The 19,775-nt window shown below is 62.4% G+C and carries 19 protein-coding genes; 6 read left to right on the top strand and 13 right to left on the bottom strand.

Annotation, left to right across the window (positions count from 1 at the left end):
* Nucleotides 1-2: 2 nt before the first annotated feature.
* On the top strand, nt 3-491 hold the full coding sequence (locus ABID19_RS18965) for a GNAT family N-acetyltransferase (RefSeq protein WP_354492569.1): 489 nt from the start codon (nt 3-5) through the stop codon (nt 489-491).
* Between the two features lie 24 nt (nt 492-515).
* Here ABID19_RS18965 and ABID19_RS18960 read toward each other — a convergent pair whose 3' ends face one another.
* The 6 genes from ABID19_RS18960 to panB all read right to left on the bottom strand — a co-directional run bounded on the left by ABID19_RS18960 (nt 516) and on the right by panB (nt 7,027).
* Nucleotides 516-863 carry a hypothetical protein gene (locus ABID19_RS18960; RefSeq protein ID WP_354492458.1) on the bottom strand — a complete coding sequence of 116 codons (348 nt, stop codon included), beginning with the start codon at nt 861-863 and terminating at the stop codon, nt 516-518.
* Between the two features lie 144 nt (nt 864-1,007).
* Entirely contained in the window at nt 1,008-2,222 is a 1,215-nt protein-coding gene (locus tag ABID19_RS18955; RefSeq protein WP_354492457.1) for a hypothetical protein, read from the bottom strand.
* Nucleotides 2,223-2,414: 192 nt separating this feature from the next.
* Entirely contained in the window at nt 2,415-3,881 is a 1,467-nt protein-coding gene (locus ABID19_RS18950; RefSeq protein ID WP_354492456.1) for an ArnT family glycosyltransferase, read from the bottom strand.
* A gap of 101 nt (nt 3,882-3,982) precedes the next feature.
* Nucleotides 3,983-5,143 carry a helix-turn-helix transcriptional regulator gene (locus tag ABID19_RS18945; RefSeq protein ID WP_354492455.1) on the bottom strand — a complete coding sequence of 387 codons (1,161 nt, stop codon included), beginning with the start codon at nt 5,141-5,143 and terminating at the stop codon, nt 3,983-3,985.
* A gap of 193 nt (nt 5,144-5,336) precedes the next feature.
* The gene (gene panC / locus ABID19_RS18940; RefSeq protein ID WP_354492454.1) at nt 5,337-6,188 is read right to left on the bottom strand and encodes a pantoate--beta-alanine ligase; all 852 of its coding nucleotides are present in this window, start codon (nt 6,186-6,188) and stop codon (nt 5,337-5,339) included.
* Entirely contained in the window at nt 6,185-7,027 is an 843-nt protein-coding gene (gene panB, locus ABID19_RS18935; protein WP_354492453.1) for a 3-methyl-2-oxobutanoate hydroxymethyltransferase, read from the bottom strand. Before panB ends, panC begins: the two co-directional genes overlap by 4 nt.
* A 224-nt stretch (nt 7,028-7,251) precedes the next feature.
* Between panB and ABID19_RS18930 the strand changes: the two genes are divergently transcribed.
* The 3 genes from ABID19_RS18930 (at nt 7,252) to ABID19_RS18920 (ending at nt 8,746) form a co-directional block, all read left to right on the top strand.
* A complete protein-coding gene (locus ABID19_RS18930) occupies nt 7,252-7,650 on the top strand; it encodes an NADH:ubiquinone oxidoreductase subunit NDUFA12 (protein WP_354492452.1) in 399 nt (132 codons plus the stop codon).
* 146 nt (nt 7,651-7,796) lie between these two features.
* Nucleotides 7,797-8,312, top strand: a complete 516-nt coding sequence (locus ABID19_RS18925) for a DUF2155 domain-containing protein (RefSeq protein WP_354492451.1) — start codon at nt 7,797-7,799, stop codon at nt 8,310-8,312.
* A gap of 65 nt (nt 8,313-8,377) precedes the next feature.
* Nucleotides 8,378-8,746 (top strand): hypothetical protein, encoded by a 369-nt coding sequence (locus ABID19_RS18920; protein ID WP_354492450.1) that lies wholly within the window; start codon nt 8,378-8,380, stop codon nt 8,744-8,746.
* Nucleotides 8,747-8,776: 30 nt separating this feature from the next.
* Here ABID19_RS18920 and aat read toward each other — a convergent pair whose 3' ends face one another.
* The 6 genes from aat to ABID19_RS18890 form a co-directional block, all read right to left on the bottom strand.
* A complete protein-coding gene (gene aat / locus ABID19_RS18915; protein WP_354492449.1) occupies nt 8,777-9,394 on the bottom strand; it encodes a leucyl/phenylalanyl-tRNA--protein transferase in 618 nt (205 codons plus the stop codon).
* Nucleotides 9,395-9,423: 29 nt separating this feature from the next.
* Nucleotides 9,424-10,767, bottom strand: a complete 1,344-nt coding sequence (gene accC / locus ABID19_RS18910) for an acetyl-CoA carboxylase biotin carboxylase subunit (protein ID WP_352930518.1) — start codon at nt 10,765-10,767, stop codon at nt 9,424-9,426.
* A gap of 19 nt (nt 10,768-10,786) precedes the next feature.
* Complete coding sequence (gene accB / locus ABID19_RS18905; protein ID WP_354492448.1) at nt 10,787-11,245, bottom strand: acetyl-CoA carboxylase biotin carboxyl carrier protein; 459 nt, start codon at nt 11,243-11,245, stop codon at nt 10,787-10,789.
* 26 nt (nt 11,246-11,271) lie between these two features.
* Nucleotides 11,272-11,706 carry a type II 3-dehydroquinate dehydratase gene (gene aroQ / locus ABID19_RS18900; RefSeq protein WP_354492447.1) on the bottom strand — a complete coding sequence of 145 codons (435 nt, stop codon included), beginning with the start codon at nt 11,704-11,706 and terminating at the stop codon, nt 11,272-11,274.
* A 248-nt stretch (nt 11,707-11,954) separates the two neighbouring features.
* On the bottom strand, nt 11,955-12,758 hold the full coding sequence (locus ABID19_RS18895; protein ID WP_354492446.1) for a DsbA family protein: 804 nt from the start codon (nt 12,756-12,758) through the stop codon (nt 11,955-11,957).
* A gap of 70 nt (nt 12,759-12,828) precedes the next feature.
* Nucleotides 12,829-14,223: a M48 family metalloprotease gene (locus ABID19_RS18890; RefSeq protein WP_354492445.1), complete on the bottom strand. Its 1,395-nt coding sequence runs from the start codon at nt 14,221-14,223 to the stop codon at nt 12,829-12,831.
* A 179-nt stretch (nt 14,224-14,402) separates the two neighbouring features.
* Here ABID19_RS18890 and ABID19_RS18885 point away from each other — a divergent pair, with 179 nt between their 5' ends.
* The gene (locus ABID19_RS18885) at nt 14,403-15,551 is read left to right on the top strand and encodes a pyridoxal phosphate-dependent aminotransferase (RefSeq protein WP_354492444.1); all 1,149 of its coding nucleotides are present in this window, start codon (nt 14,403-14,405) and stop codon (nt 15,549-15,551) included.
* A 5-nt stretch (nt 15,552-15,556) separates the two neighbouring features.
* A complete protein-coding gene (locus ABID19_RS18880; RefSeq protein ID WP_354492443.1) occupies nt 15,557-16,486 on the top strand; it encodes a glutaminase in 930 nt (309 codons plus the stop codon).
* Nucleotides 16,487-16,592: 106 nt separating this feature from the next.
* Here ABID19_RS18880 and ABID19_RS18875 read toward each other — a convergent pair whose 3' ends face one another.
* On the bottom strand, nt 16,593-19,616 hold the full coding sequence (locus ABID19_RS18875; protein ID WP_354492442.1) for an Rne/Rng family ribonuclease: 3,024 nt from the start codon (nt 19,614-19,616) through the stop codon (nt 16,593-16,595).
* Nucleotides 19,617-19,775: the final 159 nt, after the last annotated feature.

Below are 19,775 nucleotides of genomic sequence, written 5' to 3'. Positions count from 1 at the left end.
TGATGTTCGTCCGCACCGCTGGCGAGCGCGATCTTGCCGCGGTCCGCGCGTTGCTGGTCGAAACCTGGCACGCCACCTATGACAGCATCTATGGTGCTGACAAAGTCACCGAGATCACTGATGAATGGCATTCGATTGCCTCGCTCAAGGCGCGGCTGACACGGCCGAATTCCGAATTCCTGGTCGCAGACGACGGCAAGCGGATCGGCGGCATGGCTTTCGCCGCAGCCACCACGGACGCGAAAATCGTCATGCTGAACCAGCTCTACGTGCATCCGACCTGCCAGAGGCAAGGGATCGGCCAAGCGCTGCTGGAAGAGGTCGAAGCCAGCTTTCCGGAGGCGCGAACGCTGCGTGTCGAAGTGGAAGAGGCAAACGCTCCGGCCGTCGCCTTCTACGGCTCGAAAGGATTTTTGCCCGCCGGCACCACGGCCGACTGCGGCGGTGGTTCAGGGTTGCCGGCGCTGATTTTCGAGAAGACGATCGGATAGATTTCTCGGCCGGATACGTCGCAGTCAGTTGCGTTTCACTGGCAGGTTGGAGCAGCCGGCGGCGAGAAACTCACAAGGCAGGTTGCCGCCGCCACCCGACGTATTATGCGGAGGCGTGCCTGTTTCGAGCTTTTCGACGTCGTAGTATCTTGAAGTGACGCCCCACTTCTTGACCCCTTGGCAATTCGTGCGGAGGCCAACCTCCTTCGCCTTCGCTGCGGTCTTGTAATAGGTGGTTATCCGGCAGGACTGGCTGACCGGCAGCGCGTTCGCCGGGCTCGAGACGGGCGGCACGAAATTCGAGAGGAGAAGCAGCGAGACTGCCGCTGCGGTGATCGTGACTGCAGGCATGATGCGGGCGACGTGTGACATGGTGGTCTCCATCGATGGCATTCGCTGGTCGCGAAGCCGGTGCGTTTTCCAGTCTTCCGCAGGATAAAGACTATGGAATGCAGGCTGCTGCATCTGCCGCGCGGGGGGATGGAGATCGAAACCTCCACCACCCACACGATCGCATCAGGGCTTCTTCAGCTTTATGACGTCGAGCGTCTTTATCGGAACGGCGACCTTTGGCGGCCGGACCGTACTGGTTCCACCATCGACCGCCAGTTCGCCGCTGTTGAGATAGCGCACCGTGTAGTGCAGCTCGTAGGCCGGAATCCTGACCCATATCGGCTTGGGATTGAACTGGCTCGGAGGCCGCGAGTACCATTTCGGAATCTGCATCGTGTGGGAACCGGCACCGAAGCCCGCCGTCTTGGCCGATACCGCGAATGCGCTATCTCTAGGGTTGTTCGGCGGTTGGTCGACATTGCCGATAACCGCGAGCAAATCGTATTTTCGCGCGTCGAGCCTGACTGCGGGAAGGTTCAGCGCAGCCACGTCGCCTTCGCGCATCGTCAGCGCCTTCTGGCGACCGTCGTGGTTGGCGTAGACGTTGAGATGGATGCTCTCCGCATCAGCATAGAGCACGCTGTTGTGGGAACCGCGGGCGGTCAGCCGCGTCAGGCTGTCGAATGTCACTTCGATTGTCGGCCTGGCGATCGCCTCGCTCAACAGGTTGCGTCGCGGCACGGTCCAGAAGATGAGATCGTCGCTGGTGGCCTGCGTGCCGGAGTCGGCGCCGTCGATGGCAGAGCATTTCGAGTTTGGAACCGGCGCCGTCACCGGCAGGGGCGACGAAAACGAGCTGCGCACCTGGGCATCGATATAATTGCCGACGTTGAACACGTCTTCGAGGATATTGCCGCCTTCGAAGCTCGCCGGGCCTGGTTGCGAGCGGATGATGACTTGGCTGGAATCGGTCTGCCAGTTGTTGCAGAAGACGTTGACGTCGATGGGAATGCCGATGTGACGGTCTGATGTAACCGGGATCGAGACCTTGATGGTCAGGATGTAGGGAACTTTGACGAACCAGCTGTTCGGCTGGTTCGGCATCTGCGTCGCGAACCGCGACGGCCGCCATTGTTGCAGGGATTCGATCGATGCGCGCGACGAACGTCCCTCGGCGCTCAGCCGCGCGTTGGTGGCGTCGACTTTCGCCTGCGCCAGATTGCGCACGGTATTGGTGATCAGGAACACGCCGAGCTCGGCTTTGCACGGCGCATTGGATTGCGCGGCATTGCAGGGGGCAAGTGTCGCGCTGGGGACCGGCGGCCCGGGAGGGGGCGGCTGGGCGGCCGCAACGGACGCGAACAGGCAGAAGAAAAAGGTCGTGCAGGTTTTCAACATGATATCCTCGCTCTATCGTCGGAAAATCACCCTCCGATCGAACAAGAAGCACTTCGTCGCTAGCGATTCATCGCCCGTACGGGGGACGAACCGCGCAAATCGGCAGGGGCGACGTCTAGCCGCCGGCCGATTCATCTCCCGCTCAGGGGATGATCAGGAGCGCTGCACCGGTCGGTTGCGGTAGCCACGCCGTCAATGTTGGCCCTTGAGGACGACAAGATAGCCTCGCTCGACGCGAAGGCGGAAAGCAGTTTGCTCTGACGCGACAGGCTCCTTGGATTTGTCGACGACATAGCCGGCAGGATGGGAGCGAAGCCATTGCTCGGGATTGTCGGTGCTTTCGAACGGCTTCTGCAATCGGCCAAGGAATCCGACCTCGTCCTGGTAGTCGAAGGCGACAGCCCAGTCCGCGTCCTTTCGCTCGTCGATGAAGTTGGCCAGCGGCGTGAGATCGTCGCGTTTGAAAACGGTCACTGATGCTACGGCATGGCCGATGCCGAAAATGGCAAGCAGGGCGAAGGCCGAGTTTCTGAGCCGCATTAGTGGGATCTCCGCCATGAAATACCCGAACAGGATGGCCACAAATGGCAACATCGGCACCATATAGTGAGGCTGCTTGCCGGATATCGCGCTGAAAACCAGTAAAACCGCGACGAACGAGAACGACAGCAGGCGCAACGCGCGCAGGTCTGGTGATCTCGCGTCGATCAGGCCGCCTATCCGGGCGCCCAGCTTCAGCCGCCACATTTCGGGTATGAAGATCCAGGGTATGAGCATGATCGGCATCAGCACGACATAGAAATAGAACGGCCGGCCATGCGAGTTGTGCAGATTGCCGGTGACACGCCCTGCCGACTGGTTCCAGACAAGGTCGTAGACGAAGTTGCCTTTCGTCTGGATGGTCGCCGGCACCAGCCAGATCGCCACCGGGATCAACGCGGCGAGAACCGCCAGACCGGCCCCAGCGAAGAATTTCGGCGTCGCCAGCCCGGCCTGCCGATCGCGCCAGAACGGATAGAGCAGGATGGGAGCGCCGACATGGATGAGCACCACCGGGCCTTTCGTCAAAATACCAAGCCCTATGAACAGTCCTGCCACCACGGCCTGCCAACGGTTGCCGCTCCTGGCAAAGGCAAGCAACGACAAAAGCGCGGCGAGCACGAAGACCGTCAGCAGCATGTCGAATAGGATCAGGGTCGAGTAAACTACGAAGATGGTGCTTCCCGCGACCAGCCAAGGGACTCGGCTTACAATGCCGTCGCGTTCGGGAAAGAGGGATTTTGCCAGACGCGTCGTTAGCCAGATGACGAGCGACGACGCGACGAAGATAACGAGCATCGCCGCAATCCGGCTTGCGCCGAAAATGTTCCAGGCCAGATCGATAAGCCAGAACAGCAGCGGCGGCTTTTGCAGATAGGGTGCGAAATTCATCGTCGGAACGAAGACCTGTCCGCTCAGATACATCTCCCAGGTGACGCTGAGATATCGTGTTTCATCGACAGGCAGCAGCGGCCGGAAGGCGACCGCGATGCAGATCAATGCAAGTAGGAACAGATAGGGGAGCAGCCGCTCGACATGTGCCGGTATCAAGATTGAGGACCCGCGCCAGAAATCGTTGTCTTTCCAGCCGAGCTGATGCAGTGCTCCTGGAGCGCGCATGACCGCACCATGATTTTGGCCGAATTGTAACGGAGCCGGGCCTTATGCTGCGGATTTTGGAAATGAGGTCCACAAAGGCCTCAGTGGTGGGTGCAAAAAAATCAGCTCGAGCGCAGCGGCGGCGACAATTCGCGCATCAACAGTTCGAGTTCGCGCTGGTCGCCGGTGCTGGTCTTGTCGAAGATTGTCGCCAGTTGCGACTTGATGGTGCCATCGGAGACGCCACTGGCGGCGGCGATTTGCTTCCGCGTCAGACCGGAGGCAACGTGGCCGGCGACGCGCTTTTCCGCCGCGGTCAGTCCAAACAGCGCGGCAATCGCGTCCAGCGCCGGGATTGGTGCTGAACCTGCCGCGGCGATGAAGATCGCGGCGGCGGCACGCTGCGATATGCGCGCCGAAATTTCCCGTCGTGCCAGCGGCATGACATGCGCCACCGCCGGAGCGACAGCCTTGGCCAAGGGGATGTTAATGCCGGACGGCCCGAGAGCGAATTCGTCGCGCGTGCCGAGTTGGACGGCGCGGCCGATCGCGGCATTGGCCTTCCCATAGGCGAAAGAGAGCTGGCCCCGCGCGCAAGATACCGACGCGTTTTCAGCCAGCAGCGCTTCGGCCGCCGGATTGGCGAAGATGACGTTCATGTCGTCGGCGACGATCAGCACCGGATGGTCGAGACTTTCGATGATCGAGCGAAAGATCTCGGCCTTGCGTCGTTCGGCCTCGAACAGGTCGCCGATGGTCACGGCACGCCGCACATGCGGCGCAAGCAGGCAAAGCAGGTTGAGATCCTCGCTCGAGATCTGGCGCCTGTCCTTGTCGGTGACCACCATCAGCGTGCCGATGCGGGTCGGCCGCTTCATCAGCGCTACCCAGAAGAAATCGTCCAGCCGGTTGGGTTGGACCCATTCGCGCACGATGCGGCTTTCGAGCCATTTCCCCCGCGTGTCCGGCCCTTGCAGCGCATAAATCGAATCGACGGTGAAGGGAACGTCGATCTCCATCTTAGGCAAGGCCGCACAGAACGGCACTTCCGAGCCATAATCATGCTTCAAGGGTTCAAGAACAGCGGGATCGCCGCAGGATACCGAAAACCGTGCGGAACTGCTGATCGTGTCGATGACGGCAAGCATGGCAAGTTGCCCTTCCGCCAGACTGCAGATGGCATCGAGTGTTGGCTGCCAGCGGCCGACGTCGGCAATCGAATCGTAGATTGCCTCGACGACCCGCGGCAGTGCGCGATCGATCGTGTTCGCCAGCGGTGACATGAGCCCTCTCGTTGCCGCCCTTGAGATGACGAAATGTCAGCTTCCACGGTAACGCTGCGTAAGGTGGTACACTACCTCTTTGGCTCGGTCCTGTCTGTGAAATGCCTCACAGCAGCTCCCGGTTGTGTCCTATGTGCCGGCAAGCGTCACCAAGCAAGGCGGCCTGTGCCTTGGCTGGTTGAGACTCGCCGAATCAGGTGGAGGGAACTTCCACATTGTCGATCAGCCGGGTCTTGCCCAGCCAAGCGGCTGCGAGCAGGCGTCCGTCGCGGTTTGGCCGCCACGGGGCGAGGGTCAGGCTCTCGCGCGCAGCGACATAGTCAACTCTGTCGAAGCCGGCCTCGACGAGCGTGCGGCTGGCCTCGGCGGTTGCGCTGCCTTCGTCGCTGCCTGCCGCGAGTGCAGCCGCCGTCCGACGCAAAATGACGTTGAGCTGACGCGCCACCTCGAGCTCGGCTTCGCTGAGATAGGCGTTGCGTGACGACATGGCGAGGCCATGCGCATCGCGCACCGTTGGAGCGCCGACGATTTCCACCGGCAGATCGAGGTCACGGCAGAGCTGCCTGACGACGCAAAGCTGCTGGTAGTCCTTTTCGCCGAAGACCGCGCAGTCGGGCGACGCCTGCAGGAAGAGCTTTGCCACGACCGTGGCGACGCCGTCGAAGAAGGTCGGCCTGAAATCCGATTCCAGCCCGGCGGCCGGCCCACCGACCGAAATCCTCGTGGCGAAGCCGGCCGGATACATCTCCGCGACATCAGGAGTGAAGACCAGTTGTACGCCGGCCTCGGCCAGCCGGTCGAGGTCGCGGGCGAGCTGGCGCGGATATTTATCGAGGTCTTCGCTCGGCGCGAACTGCGTCGGGTTGACGAAGATCGAAACCACACAGCGATCGGCCTTTGCCAGCGCGATCTCCACCAGCGAGATATGGCCGTCATGCAACGCACCCATGGTCGGCACCATGGCAACGCTGAGGCCATCGCGGCGCCAGTTGCGGATTTGCGCGCGAAGGGCGGCGACGCTGTCGACGACGCGGGGCCGGCTCATGCTTTGTTCTTGTCGGCTGCGGCGGAAAAGACGTGGTTCGGGCCGGGAAAAGTCCGGCTTCGCACCTCCGCTGCATAGCTGGCTGCCGCCTGGGATATGACGCTGCGCAGGTCGGCATACTGCTTGACGAATTTCGGCACGCGGTCGACGGTCAGGCCGACCATGTCGTCGATGACCAGAATCTGGCCGTCGCAGTCGCCGCTGGCGCCGATGCCGATGGTCGGAATGGAAATCTGCCGGGTAAGGTCGGCGGCGACGGTCTCGACCGTGCCCTCGATGACCACAGAAAACGCGCCGGCCTTCTCGACCGCTTCGGCGTCGCGGTAAAGGGCCGCCACATTCTCCTGCGTCCGGCCCTTGATCCTGTAGCCACCGTCGCTTGCCACCGATTGCGGCTGTAAGCCGATATGTCCCATGACCGGAATGCCGGCAGCGACGATCGCCGCGATCTGCCGGGCAACCGTGACGCCGCCCTCCAGCTTGACCGCCTGGCAACCGGTCTCATTGACGATCCGCCGCGCCGAGGCAACGGCTTGGCGCGGCGTTGCCTCATAGCTTCCGGCCGGCATGTCGACCACCACGCAGGCCCTGGCGGAACCGCGCATCACCGCTTGGCCATGGGCGATCATCATCTCCAGCGAGGCGCCCAGCGTGGTTTCGTGGCCGTGGAGAACCATGGCGACGCTGTCGCCGACCAGAAGCAGGTCGACATGATCGTCGAGCAGGCGAGCGACGGGGTAGGTATAGGCGGTGAGGCAGACGACCGGCACGCCAGCCTTGCGCAGGCGGATGGAGCTGGCACTGATCCGCAGCTCAGGGTCGGATGCGTCCGGGGCCATCTTTACCTCCCTCAACCATCAATCAGGCTGCTACCTGCATAGGACGCGCAGAGCTTTAGAAAGGCGAGGCAGTCTTGGCAAGGCACTCTCGGCAGCGCAAAGCGCTGGCTTCGGGTCCGACAACCATTTGAGCGGCTGGTGCGGCAAAACTCTTGCCTTGGCGAAGGCCTGACGCCATAAGCAGGAAACGGGTGCCGCCGCGAGAGCTCGCCACGAGGATTTGGATGAAGACTTTCCTTCTGCAGTTTTTCACATGGTGGAACAGCCAGACGCTGGGAACGCGCTTCCATACCTGGCGGCATGGCAAGAAAGTCGGGCAGGACGAGGCTGGCAACGTCTACTACGAGGGCGGCGTCGATTCGGAAGGCCGCACCCGCCGCTGGGTCATCTATCGCGACTATTCGGAAGCCTCGATGATCCCGTCCGGCTGGCATGGCTGGATGCATCACCGCGTCGACGCCGCGCCGCCCAGCGAAGACTATAAGCCACGCGAGTGGCAGAGGCCGCACCAGCCAAACCTTACCGGAAGTGCCGCCGCCTATCGCCCCAAGGGCTCCGTGCTCACCAATCAGCACCGCCCGCAGGTGACGGGCGACTACGACGCCTGGACGCCGGGGGCGTAACCGCTGGTACCAGAGTCTAACCGCTAGTCAGGTGCGGATCGGTCCTTTATCGCCACAATTGGCGTTTAGCTGCTTGCTGATCTGACAGCAGCGACTAGCCTTGGGCACGACAGAATCACCCCGGGCGCAAACCACCGGACCCTTGCATGAGCTTTTTCAGCCGAATCTCGATGGGCGGACTGACGGTGGCCGCTGCCGCTTTTGCCGCTTTTAGCATGGCCGCCGCACAGACGCTGGAGGCGCCAGCGACACCAGAGGCGCCAGCAACATCGGAAGCGCCAGAGACATCGGAGGCGCCAGCAGCACCGACAGGGCCAGAACGCATCACCAATCCCGTCGCCGAATTCGCCGGTATCGACAAGATTACCGGCCGCATCATCACTTTCGATGTTTATATCGACGAGACGGTGCAGTTCGGTGCTTTGCAGGTGACGCCGCGCATCTGCTATTCGCGGCCTGAAAACGAAGAGCCGAAGACCGATTCCTTCGTCGAAGTCGACGAGATCACGCTGGATCGCAAGATCCGTCGCATCTTCACCGGCTGGATGTTTGCCGAAAGTCCCGGCCTCAATGCCGTCGAGCACGCCGTCTACGACGTCTGGCTGAAGGCCTGCAAGCAGAAGTCGGACGTGCCGGCACCCGACGCGGCGAAAACCAATTAGAGCGCTGCGTCCTTTCGGAACTGCCCTGCCAGCCGCGCGTTAGGGCACGTGCGGAGGACGTTCCGATGATGGCCAACAAAGGCGAACTTCTCGAACTCGAAAAAGGGTTCTGGACCGGCGATGCTGCCTATTTCAAAGCCAATGCCGACACCGAATGCCTGGTGGCGTTCCCACAGATGGCGCAGGCGATGAGCAACGCCGATCTGGCCGAAACCGCGACGGACCCGAACCGCTGGCGCGATCTCGACATCGAGCTCAAGGGCATCATCGAGCCGGGTAGCGACATTGTCATGTTGACCTATGAGGCCCACGCCACTCGCGAGAATGGCGAGCCTTATGCGGCGCTGGTCAGCACCGGCTACGTGCATCGCGTCAATGGCTGGAAGATGATGTTCCACGCACAGACGCCGCTGGAAGTTGCGGCACAAGACTGACTGGACGGGTTGTCAGGGAAAGACGGGTCGTCAGGGAAAGAAGACCGCTTCGCCCTTCAGCGCGTCAGCCAGCATCTTCTCGTACTTGCCTCTGGGGACGTCGACCGCACCGAAGCGTTTGAGGTGGTCGGTGGTGAACTGCGTGTCGAGCAGCGCAAAGTGGCGTTCCTTCAGGCGCTCGACCAGATGCACAAGGCAGATCTTCGACGCGTCGGTTTCCCTGGCGAACATGCTTTCGCCGAAGAACACCCGGCCTAGCGACACGCCATAGAGGCCGCCGACCAGCCGGTCCTCGCGCCAGGCTTCGACCGAATGGCAATGACCCATCCGATGAAGTTCGACATAGGCCTCGCGGATCGGTGCATTGATCCAGGTCGACCGGCGTTCTTCGCGCCTCTCGGCGCAGCCATCGATGGTCGCCTCGAAGTCGAAATCGAAACGGATGTCGAACTGCTTTTTCCTGATCGCCTTTCTCAGGCTTTTTGGTGTGTGAAAACCATCGAGCGGAATGATGCCGCGCGTCTCCGGCCGCACCCAAAACACTTCGGGATCGGTGGCACTTTCGGCCATCGGAAAGACGCCCGAGGCGTAGGCCTTGAGCAACAGGTCGGTCGGGATGCGATAGCCTGGCGCGTAAGGACGGGTCATCGCGGCATCATAATCTATAAGTTCGCGACCTAATCCTCTTTGGCCAGATATTTTTCCAGCCAGTGGATGTCATACTCGCCATTGGCGATATCGGCATTGCCGACGAGATCACGGAACAGCGGCAGCGTCGTCTTGATGCCGTCGACGACGAATTCGTCGAGGGCCCGCCGCAGCCGCATCATGCATTCGACCCGGTTGCGGCCATGCACGATCAGCTTGCCGATCAGGCTGTCGTAATAAGGCGGGATCTTGTAGCCGGAATAGACACCGGAATCGACGCGGATGCCGAGGCCGCCCGGCGTGTGGAAATGGGTGATCGTGCCGGGTGACGGGGTGAAGGTGCGCGGATCCTCGGCATTGATGCGGCATTCGATGGCGTGGCCCTGAAAGCGGATGTCTTCCTGGCGCACCGAAAGCCCGCCGCCCGAGGCGACGCGGATCTGCTCATGCACGAGGTCGATGCCGGTGATCGCCTCCGTCACCGGATGCTCGACCTGCAGGCGCGTGTTCATCTCGATGAAGTAGAATTCGCCGTTCTCGTAGAGGAATTCGATGGTGCCGGCGCCGGAGTAGCCGAGATCGGCGATCGCCTTGGCACAGACGCCGCCGATATGCGCGCGCTCCTCGGCATTGAGGGCCGGCGAGGGCGCTTCTTCCCAGACCTTCTGGTGACGGCGCTGCAGCGAACAGTCGCGTTCGCCGAAATGCACACCGCGGCCGGCGCCGTCGCCGAACACCTGCACCTCGATGTGGCGCGGCTTTTCGAGATATTTCTCGATGTAGACGGCGTCGTCGCCAAAAGCGGCCCCGGCTTCCGAGCGCGCCGTCTGCAGCGCGACTTCAAGATCGGCCTCGCTGCGCGCCACCTTCATGCCGCGTCCGCCGCCGCCGGCCGACGCTTTAATGATCACGGGATAGCCGATCTCGGCGGCGATGCGTCTCGCTTCCTTCTCCTCGGTGACCGCGCCATCGGAGCCGGGCACCACCGGAATGCCAAGACGCTTTGCGGTGCGCTTGGCCTCGATCTTGTCGCCCATGATGCGAATGTGGTCGCCGGACGGGCCGATGAAGGTGATGTTGTGAGCGGCGAGGATATCGGCGAATTTGGCATTCTCCGACAGGAAGCCGTAGCCCGGATGCACCGCGTCGGCGCCGGTGATCTCGCAGGCCGCGACGATCTGGTGGATGTTGAGATAGCTGTCGCGCGACGGCGGCGGCCCGATGCAGACGCTCTCGTCGGCGAGCCGCACATGCATGGCATCCGCGTCGGCGGTCGAATGCACCACCACGGTCTGGATGCCGAGCTCCTTGCAGGCGCGCAGCACCCTTAGGGCGATTTCGCCGCGATTGGCGATCAGGATTTTCTGGAACATCTTTCGGTTGTTCCCGGCTCTACTCGATCACGACGAGCGGCATGCCGTATTCGACCGGCTGCGCATCCTCGAACAGGATCGCCGTCACCGTGCCGGCGCGGGGCGAGGGGATCTGGTTCATCGTCTTCATCGCTTCGATGATCAGCAGCGTCTGGCCTTCCTTGACCTGCTGGCCGACCTCGATGAACGCCTTGGCGTCGGGCGACGGCGCCAGGTAGGCGGTGCCGACCATGGGCGAGGCGACCGCGTTCTTGGATATCTCGGCCGCTGCCGGAGCGGTTGCGGCCGCTGGCTGCGCTGCCGGCGGCGCATAGGCGGGTTGCGGTGCGGCGACCGCATGGACGGCCGGCGCCTGTCGCGACACGCGCACCTTCAAGTCGCCCAGCTCGACCTCGATCTCGGTGAGGTTGGTGTCGTTCAGTATGCCCGCCAGATCGCGGATAAGCTGCTGGTCAACACCGTTCTTCTTTATCGACATTTTCGAGCCTTCTGTTTGTTGGCCGGTCATAGGCGTGCGGCCAGCGCCTGCAGCGCCAACGTGTAGCCGAGCGGCCCGAATCCGCAGATCATGCCGACGGCGACCGGCGAGACCATAGAGACGTGGCGAAATGATTCCCGCGCATGGATGTTGGAGAGATGAACTTCGACGACGGGCAATGGCGCAATGGAGCGGATGGCATCGTGAATGGCAATCGAGGTGTGGCTGTAGGCGCCCGGATTGATGACGATGCCGACAGCCTTGTCGGCGGCTTCCTGTATCCAGTCGACGAGGTCGCCCTCATGGTTCGATTGACGGAAATCGATATCGAGCCCAAGTGCCGCACCTGACTGTTTGCAATCGTCGGCGATCGCGGCAAGCGTCTTGCCGCCATAGATGCCCGGCTCGCGCTTGCCGAGCGCGTTGAGGTTGGGACCGTTCAGAACGAAAGCCGTTTTCAAAATGCCGACCTTTCCCAGTGTGGCTAGCCACATTGGCAATTTACACATTTGTGATGTGGTGGATTTGAAGTTCCTGAACGCTGGTGCCAGGAAAGGAGCAGGAACTTCAAATCCACCACATCAGCGCCGGCATCAGCCGGCGCACTGGGCCTCTATAATGGGCTTAGACGCCTGCGAAAAGAGCGCAAGTAGGTTCTTTCGCTGTCCACAACAGGCGGAAATCGCCTGCGCCGAAAACCAGCGGTCGATCAGAGTGCGGCCTTGGCCGCCTCGATCTTCTCCGCCAATACTTCTTGCCCGAGTGCCCCGAACACCACCTCATTGCCGACCACATAGGAGGGCGTTCCAGTGATAGCCAGCTTGTTGGCAAGATCATAGGTCTTGGAGAGGGCCTCGGCGATCGACGGGTCCTTCATCTTCTCACGTAGCGTCGCTTCATCGGCGCCGAGCGAAAGCGCTACCTTGATGGCCGCTGTTTCGGTGGCGCGTCCCTGGGCGCCGAGCAGCGCGTTGTGGAACTCGCCGTACTTCTCCGGCATCATCAGGTGGAAGGCCATCGAGACGACGCTCGCCTTCTGCGAATCCGGGCCGAGGATCGGGAACTCCTTGAGCACGAAGCGCAGGTCCGGATCGGCTGTCGTCAGCGCCTGCATGTCCTCCATGGCGCGTTTGCAGTAGCCGCAATTGTAATCGTAGAACTCGACGATGGTGACTTTGCCGTTCGGATTGCCGACGACCCCGTCGAAGGTTGAACTGAAGATCTGGTCCTTGGCATTTTTGATGACGCTGAGGCTGGCAACCTGCTGCGCCTCCTTCTGCTTGGCTTCGAGCGCTTCCTGAGCCTCCAGCAGCACTTCCGGGTTCTTCAAGAGGTAATCGCGGATAATGCCCTCGACTTCGGCCCGGTCGATCTTGGTGTCGGCGGACGCCGCCTGGGCGATCTGCGCGGCATCGGCCTTTGCCGCCTGCGGACTTCCGGTCACGAACCCGAAACCCAGCATGGCGAGAGCGACCGCCACTCCGGTGGTGCCCAGCAGAATTCCCTTGTTCATGGTCCCTAAATCCTTCGCCTGGTTCCGGCCCGATTGGTCTACTATATGTCGCCGAGCACGGCCGGAATGTTCACTTTTTCTTGCCTGACGGTGCGTAGTTTATGATGTCCTGAGCGCGGATCCAGCCCGGCTCGCCGCGTCTCATTTTCATCTGCGCACGCATTGCGAAGATTTTGGCATCCTTGTAGGCGCCGGAATAGAAATGGCCTTCGGCGGTCGCAAGGTCGGCAGCCGGGATATTGCCGAGTTCACCATAGGCCTGCGCGAGATAGCGGTATCCGACAGCGTTTTCCCGGTCGCGACCCAGGCCCTTGTTGATCTGCACCACCGCTTTCTCCAGGGAATCGGGCGTGCCGACGGCCATCAGCGCCTGGCCGTAAGAGACCGGCAGCAGCCCGGATCGCGCCGGATCGAGGCTGACCGCCTTGGCGAAGGCTTCCGCAGCATCCTTCGGCTTGTTCGCCTTCATCAGGATGTCGCCGCGCAACTCCTGGAAATAGGGGTTCTTCGGCTGTGCCTTGATCAGCGCGTTAGTCTTGGCCAGCGCCTTGGCCAGATTGCCGTAGAGATAGGCCGTTTGCGCATCGCCATATTGCGAGGCGAGGCTGCCCGGGTTCTTGCGCATCAGCCGCGATGCGGCGGCCTGACCTTCCATGTAGGCAGCGATCTTGATGCGCATCATGTCGTGCCGCTGCTGCAATGCCGGCGGATCGACCTTGTCGACATAGGGGCTCTGCTTGACCAGCACTTCGAGATTGGCGATGCGTTCCCGCGGCAGCGGGTGGCTGATCCGGTAGGGATCGACCTGCGCTCCCGACAGCGAGAGCGCACTCTGGAAGCGACCGAAGGTCTTCAGCATGCCCATGCCGGACTGGCCTGTGGCATTGAGATAGGTTATCGCGGAGCGGTCGGCGGTCATTTCTTCGGTGCGCTGATAGGCGAGAATACTGCGCTGCGCCATCTCGCCGCCTCCAGCCGCAACTCCCATCCCGGCGCCGGCAAGGCCTCGGCTTTTGGAGGTGGCGCCGGCGACGATGGCACCCGCGCCAAGCAGCGTCGCGATGATGGCCATCGTCTTGGCGCGTTCGAGCTGGTTGCGCAATTTCTGCTGGTGCCCGCCGGCAATGTGGCCGGCTTCGTGGGCGATGACGCCGATGATCTCGTTGGGCGTCTCCGCCGACATCAGGGCGCCGGTGTTGATGAACAGGCGAGGTCCGGCAACGAAGGCATTAAAACTCTGGTCATTGACCAGCACGATGTCGACGCCGTCTTCCGGCAAGCCCGCGGCCCTGAAGATCGGCCGCGCATAGTCGCGCACCAGCGCTTCGATCTCGGCATCGCGCACCACCGGCACGTTTTGCGCGAAGGCGCTGACCGTGCTGGTCACAGCGACGGTCGCGGCAAGCGAAAGCGTGGCAAAGACGCGTGCTGCCCTGGCAATCGTCGATTTGGGTCGGCTCAACATGGCAGGTCCACTGGTAGACGAGCGGGCGAAGGATGAAAAGTCGGCGCTGAAACTTTACTGAACTTGTGATCCTCACATCAATCGGGCATTTGTGCGGCGCTGGACACCAAAGCTCGGCGCCGGCAGCCGGCAAGGTCAACCCAAGGCCGACTCCTGGGGCTGACAAGGAATGAGGTCAAATGGTTGTATCGCTTTCGCGTCGCGGCGAAGTCGAGCCGTTTCACGCCATGGACATTCTGGCGGAAGCGAATCGGCTGAAGGCCAAGGGCGTACCGGTTGTTTCGATGGCCGTTGGCCAGCCGTCCGATCCGGCGCCGATCGGGGTCAGGGAAGCGGCGGCGAACGCGTTGAAGATGGGGCGCATCGGCTATACCGATGCATTGGGTCTTGCTGGCCTGCGCGAGGCAATCGCGCAGCATTATGCCGACCACTACGGGCTTGACGTCTCGCCAGGCCGGATCGCCGTCACCACCGGATCGTCGGCCGCCTTCAACCTGGCCTTTCTGGCGATGTTCGATCTAGGCGACCGTGTCGCCATCGCCGCACCCGGCTATCCGGCCTATCGCAATATCATGGCGGCGCTCGGAATCGAGATCGTCGAGATAGAGCTCGACGGTGATGCCTATCTCCACGCCGGACATCTGAAAGCCGCGCATCGCGAAAAGAAGCTGAATGGCGTGTTGTTCGCCAGCCCGGCCAACCCGACCGGTGCGATCATACCGGCCGACGAGCTGTCGGCGCTGGTAACGACGGCGAAAGAACTCGGCATCGCCGTGATCTCCGACGAGATCTATCACCGGCTGGCTTACGCTGCGCCGGACACCACAGCGCTTGCCTACGACCCCGATGTCACGGTGATCAATTCCTTCTCGAAATATTACTGCATGACCGGTTGGCGCATCGGCTGGATGGTGCTGCCGGAACAATTGGTGCGGCCGGTCGAGCGCATCGCCCAGAGCCTTTACATCTCGCCGCCGGAACTGTCCCAGATCGCTGCGATCGAGGCTTTCAAGGCGACCGGGGAATTGGAGGCGGTGAAGGCGCGCTACGCCTGGAATCGCGAGCTTTTGATGAAACGCCTGCCCGAACTCGGCTTTACGCTGGCCGCACCGATGGACGGCGCCTTCTACGCCTTCTGCGACGTCACCAGGCACACGAACGACAGCATGGCCTTCGCGCGCAAGATGCTGGCCGAGGCGCATGTGGCGGCGACGCCCGGTCGTGATTTCGATCCGCTTCAAGGCCATCGAACCATGCGCTTTTCCTATGCCGGCAGCCACGACGAGATGGTCGAGGCGATGGCGCGCATCGAACGCTGGCTGAAGTAGCGCGAATGCCGGAACTCGAACAGGCTTTGACCGAAATTGCCGCCGAGATGGCGGAGCGCACGGATCGCGGCGATGTGGCGACCTATATTCCGCAACTCGGCAAGGTCGACCCGAAGAAGTTCGGCATTGCCGCCGTGACCAATGACGGTCGCGTGCTGGTGGCGGGCGACGCCGATGAGCCGTTTTCGATCCAGAGCATTTCCAAGGTGTTCACGCTGACTTTGGCGCTCGGCAATGTCGGCGATGCGCTGTGGCAGCGCGTCGGACGCGAGCCTTCGGGCAATCCGTTCAACTCGATCGTCCAGCTCGAGCATGAGAACGGCATTCCGCGCAATCCGTTCATCAATGCCGGCGCCATCGTCATTTCCGACATTCTGCTCGCCGGCCATCAGCCGCGCGAGGCGATCGGCGAGATCCTGCGCTTCATCCAGTTCCTGGCCGACGACGAGACCATTATCATCGACCGCGAGGTCGCCGCTTCGGAACGCGCCACCGGCTTTCGCAATTTAGCGCTTGCCAACTACATGAAATCATTCGGCAATCTCAACCACGCGCCGGATTTGGCGCTAGGCGTCTATTTCCACCATTGCGCCATCGCTATGAGCTGCCGGCAATTGGCTGTGGCCGGCCGCTTCCTCGCCAATGGCGGTAAGAACCCAGCGACCGGCCATTCCGTCGTGTCTGCCGAGCGCGCCCGCCGCATTGGCGCGATGATGCTGACCTGCGGTCACTATGACGGCTCAGGCGATTTCGCGTTCCGCGTCGGCATTCCCGGCAAGAGCGGCGTCGGCGGGGGCATCTTGGCGATCGTGCCGGGCGTGGCCTCACTTGCCGTATGGTCCCCCGGCCTCAACGCCAACGGCAATTCCAGGCTGGGCTCGATCGCGCTGGAACGGCTGGCGAAGATGATGAACTGGTCGGTTTTCGCGCCATAGAGCGGTTCATCGTTTCACGGAAACGCCGAACAAGAAAAATCCCGCGCCGTCTTTGGACAGCGCGGGATTTTTTTGATCAGGAGATCAGGCTAAGCAACTGAAAAGCTTAGAAGAAGCCTTTCTTCTGCCACCAGCCGGCACGCTTCGGCTTTTCCTCGGTCTTTGCCTCGTCGGCAACGGTCGAGGACACGATCGGCTCAACCGGAGCCTCTACCAGAGGCTTGCGTCGCGATGGGCGGGCCTTCGGCTTTTCTTCGATGGCGGCCACGGCTGTTTCCTCCGAAACAGGCGCGGGAGCCTCGGCGGAGGCTTGCGGCTCGGCAGGCGGCGCCTCGGCGACGACGTCCACCGCAGCCTTCTTCGGCTTGGCGGCGCGGCGCGGCTTCTTCGGCTTCTCGACGCTCGGCGTGTCGTCGTTGGCTGGAGCAAGGTCCGCAGGCTCTTCGACCGGCGTTGCTGTTACCGGCTCGCTGGAGACGGCCACGCCCTCCAAGACGTCGCCTTCGGAGCTGTCAGCCGCCTCGGCAGTGCCTGCCTCGATCTCGCCTTCGCCGTCTTCACGGCGATTGCGCTTGCCGCCGCGCTTGCCGCGCCGGCGCTTCTTGCCCTGACCGTCATCCGGCCCCCGACCTTCATCAGGCTCTTGACCGTCATCCGACGCTTCCACGGCCTCGGTGACGCCGACCTGCTCTTCGTGGGCCGCTTCGGCGCCTTCATCGTCCGTGGCTTCGGATACGCCATCGACAGTGGCCGAGAGGGGCGCACCTTCCACCGGGGCGCCATGCTCGCGGTCGCGATCCTTGCCACCGCGCCGTCTCCGGCGCTTGCGGCGCTTGCGGTCGCGGCCTTCGCCATCCTCGCTTGGCCTTGGCTGCTGCGGCTGCTGCTGGGCGTGGCGCGGTTGCTCCGCCGGTGCAACGGCCTCGTCCTCCTCGTCGTCGATGACGATTTCGTCCGCAGGCTCTTCCGGCTCGACATAAGCGGGCAAGGTGCGCACCTCGACGAAGCCTTCAGGCTTTTCCGCCAGCGCGCCACGGAAGATCGCATAATGCTGGGCGCCGACCGTATCGTCGGCTTCGACGGTGATGGTCAGGCCGAAGCGGCTTTCGAGTTCCACCAGCGTGCCGCGCTTGTGGTTGAGCACGTAGAGTGCGGTCGCCGCCGGCGTCCGCACCGTGATGTGGCTGCGCGAATCCTTGAGCAGGAATTCCTCGATCGCCCGCACCACCATCAGCGCGACGGACGAATCAGACCTGACATGGCCGGTGCCGCCGCAATGCGGGCAAGGCTTCATGGTCGATTCCAGCACGCTGGCACGGATGCGCTGGCGCGACATCTCCATCAGGCCGAAATGCGAGATGCGGCCGACCTGGATGCGGGCGCGATCGTTCTTGAGGTGATCCTTCAGCCGCTTCTCGACGGAGCGATTGTTGCGGTTCTCCTCCATATCGATGAAGTCGATGACGATCAGGCCGGCGAGATCGCGTAGCCTCAGCTGCCGTGCGACTTCCTCGGCCGCCTCCAGATTGGTGTGAAGCGCTGTGTCCTCGATCGAGTGCTCCTTGGTGGAGCGGCCCGAGTTGACGTCGATGGCGACCAGCGCTTCGGTCTGGTTGATGATGATGTAGCCGCCGCTCTTCAGCGTCACCTGCGGCTGCAGCATGCGGTCGAGCTGCGCCTCGATGCCGTTGCGCACGAAGATCGGCGTGGTGTCGCGGAACGGCTGCACCACCTTGGCGTGGCTCGGCATCAGCATGCGCATGAAGTCCTTGGCCTCGCGATAGCCTTCTTCGCCGGAGACCAGGATCTCGTCGATGTCCTTGTTGTAGAGGTCGCGCACCGAACGCTTGATCAGGCTGCCTTCCTCGTAAACCAGGGCAGGGGCCGTGGACTGCAGCGTCAGATTGCGGACGTTTTCCCAAAGCCGCATCAGATATTCGTAATCGCGCTTGATCTCGGCCTTGGTGCGGCTTTCGCCGGCCGTACGCAGGATGACCCCCATGCCCTGCGGCACTTCGAGGTCGGCGACGACCTCTTTCAGGCGCTTGCGGTCCTGTGCGTTGGTGATCTTGCGCGAAATGCCGCCGCCGCGCGCCGTGTTGGGCATCAGCACCGAATAGCGGCCGGCGAGCGACAGGTAGGTGGTGAGCGCCGCACCCTTGTTGCCGCGCTCTTCCTTGACGACCTGCACCAGAAGGATCTGCCGGCGCTTGATCACTTCCTGGATCTTGTACTGGCGGCGCACCGGCTTGCGGCGGTTGCGCGCTTCTTCCAGCGCATCCTCGGCGCCGACCGATTCGACCTCGTGGTCGTCCGAATGCGAGGAATGCACCTCTTCAAGCATGCCGCGATCGTTGTCGGTGGAGGTGGCTTCGCCGACCGAGTCCGCCTGCGGCACGGCTTCGGAAATCACATCCGCTTCGATGCTGGCGGCAATGGAGTTCGGACCGCCTTCGGAAGGCCCAGTTTCATCATGAGACGTCTCATCATGATGCGCCTCACTATGGCTGGCCTCACTATGGCTGGCTTCGCCGTGACTGGCGATATCCTCGCGATGTTCAGAAGTCTCGGATGCCGTGTTCACATTTTCGGAAACGGCATCGCCGCTCTCGGCGAGCGCATCGCCGCCGTTCTCGTTGAGTTCGCCGCTCTCGTTGGAATCCGCAGAATCGGGGGAGTCGGCAGAACCGGGGGAGTCGGCAGAATCGTCGTCGGCCGCACCCGCATCACGCTTGTGTTCTCCGCGGTCGCGGCTCTTGCCGCCGCGCCGGCGTCCGCGCCGGCCGCGATCGCGGCTCTGGCGGTCGTCGCCTTCGCCGTCCTCGTCGTCCTCGTCTTCGGCCTCCTGCGCTTCCGCGCGCAGCAGCGCCTGACGGTCGGCGACCGGAATCTGGTAGTAATCGGGATGAATTTCACTGAAGGCGAGGAAACCGTGACGGTTGCCGCCATATTCGACAAAGGCTGCCTGAAGCGACGGTTCGACGCGGGTTACGCGGGCGAGATAGATATTTCCTTTGAGCTGCTTCTTGTCCTGGGATTCAAAGTCGAATTCTTCAATACGGTTACCGCGAACGACGACAACACGTGTTTCCTCCGGGTGGGAGGCGTCTATCAGCATCTTGTTGGGCATTATTTCGTTTCCCCCCGGCAGCCGTCAGCCGCAGCTTGCGGGGCAAAGCCCGCCGCTGTGAGTGTGGATGAACATGGGTGCCGGGCAATTGAACGTCCGCCGGCCGCGGCCTGAGCGCCATGACGGTGCCGCCCGCAGCCATAATGGCGCGGTTTGCTG

The organism is Mesorhizobium robiniae (assembly GCF_040545535.1).
Lineage (GTDB): Bacteria > Pseudomonadota > Alphaproteobacteria > Rhizobiales > Rhizobiaceae > Mesorhizobium > Mesorhizobium robiniae.
The sequence above is the reverse complement of the archived record's forward strand: the minus strand, read 5'-3'. Positions and strand labels throughout refer to the sequence as shown.

Excerpts from the sequence above, each read along its gene's own strand:
- ABID19_RS18965 (WP_354492569.1), top strand. The coding sequence starts at position 3 with ATGTTCGTCCGCACCGCTGGCGAGCGCGATCTTGCCGCGGTCCGCGCG.
- ABID19_RS18960 (WP_354492458.1), bottom strand. The coding sequence starts at position 863 with ATGTCACACGTCGCCCGCATCATGCCTGCAGTCACGATCACCGCAGCG.
- ABID19_RS18955 (WP_354492457.1), bottom strand. The coding sequence starts at position 2,222 with ATGTTGAAAACCTGCACGACCTTTTTCTTCTGCCTGTTCGCGTCCGTT.
- ABID19_RS18950 (WP_354492456.1), bottom strand. The coding sequence starts at position 3,881 with ATGCGCGCTCCAGGAGCACTGCATCAGCTCGGCTGGAAAGACAACGAT.
- ABID19_RS18945 (WP_354492455.1), bottom strand. The coding sequence starts at position 5,143 with ATGTCACCGCTGGCGAACACGATCGATCGCGCACTGCCGCGGGTCGTC.
- panC (WP_354492454.1), bottom strand. The coding sequence starts at position 6,188 with ATGAGCCGGCCCCGCGTCGTCGACAGCGTCGCCGCCCTTCGCGCGCAA.
- panB (WP_354492453.1), bottom strand. The coding sequence starts at position 7,027 with ATGGCCCCGGACGCATCCGACCCTGAGCTGCGGATCAGTGCCAGCTCC.
- ABID19_RS18930 (WP_354492452.1), top strand. The coding sequence starts at position 7,252 with ATGAAGACTTTCCTTCTGCAGTTTTTCACATGGTGGAACAGCCAGACG.
- ABID19_RS18925 (WP_354492451.1), top strand. The coding sequence starts at position 7,797 with ATGAGCTTTTTCAGCCGAATCTCGATGGGCGGACTGACGGTGGCCGCT.
- ABID19_RS18920 (WP_354492450.1), top strand. The coding sequence starts at position 8,378 with ATGATGGCCAACAAAGGCGAACTTCTCGAACTCGAAAAAGGGTTCTGG.
- aat (WP_354492449.1), bottom strand. The coding sequence starts at position 9,394 with ATGACCCGTCCTTACGCGCCAGGCTATCGCATCCCGACCGACCTGTTG.
- accC (WP_352930518.1), bottom strand. The coding sequence starts at position 10,767 with ATGTTCCAGAAAATCCTGATCGCCAATCGCGGCGAAATCGCCCTAAGG.
- accB (WP_354492448.1), bottom strand. The coding sequence starts at position 11,245 with ATGTCGATAAAGAAGAACGGTGTTGACCAGCAGCTTATCCGCGATCTG.
- ABID19_RS18895 (WP_354492446.1), bottom strand. The coding sequence starts at position 12,758 with ATGAACAAGGGAATTCTGCTGGGCACCACCGGAGTGGCGGTCGCTCTC.
- ABID19_RS18890 (WP_354492445.1), bottom strand. The coding sequence starts at position 14,223 with ATGTTGAGCCGACCCAAATCGACGATTGCCAGGGCAGCACGCGTCTTT.
- ABID19_RS18885 (WP_354492444.1), top strand. The coding sequence starts at position 14,403 with ATGGTTGTATCGCTTTCGCGTCGCGGCGAAGTCGAGCCGTTTCACGCC.
- ABID19_RS18880 (WP_354492443.1), top strand. The coding sequence starts at position 15,557 with ATGCCGGAACTCGAACAGGCTTTGACCGAAATTGCCGCCGAGATGGCG.
- ABID19_RS18875 (WP_354492442.1), bottom strand. The coding sequence starts at position 19,616 with ATGCCCAACAAGATGCTGATAGACGCCTCCCACCCGGAGGAAACACGT.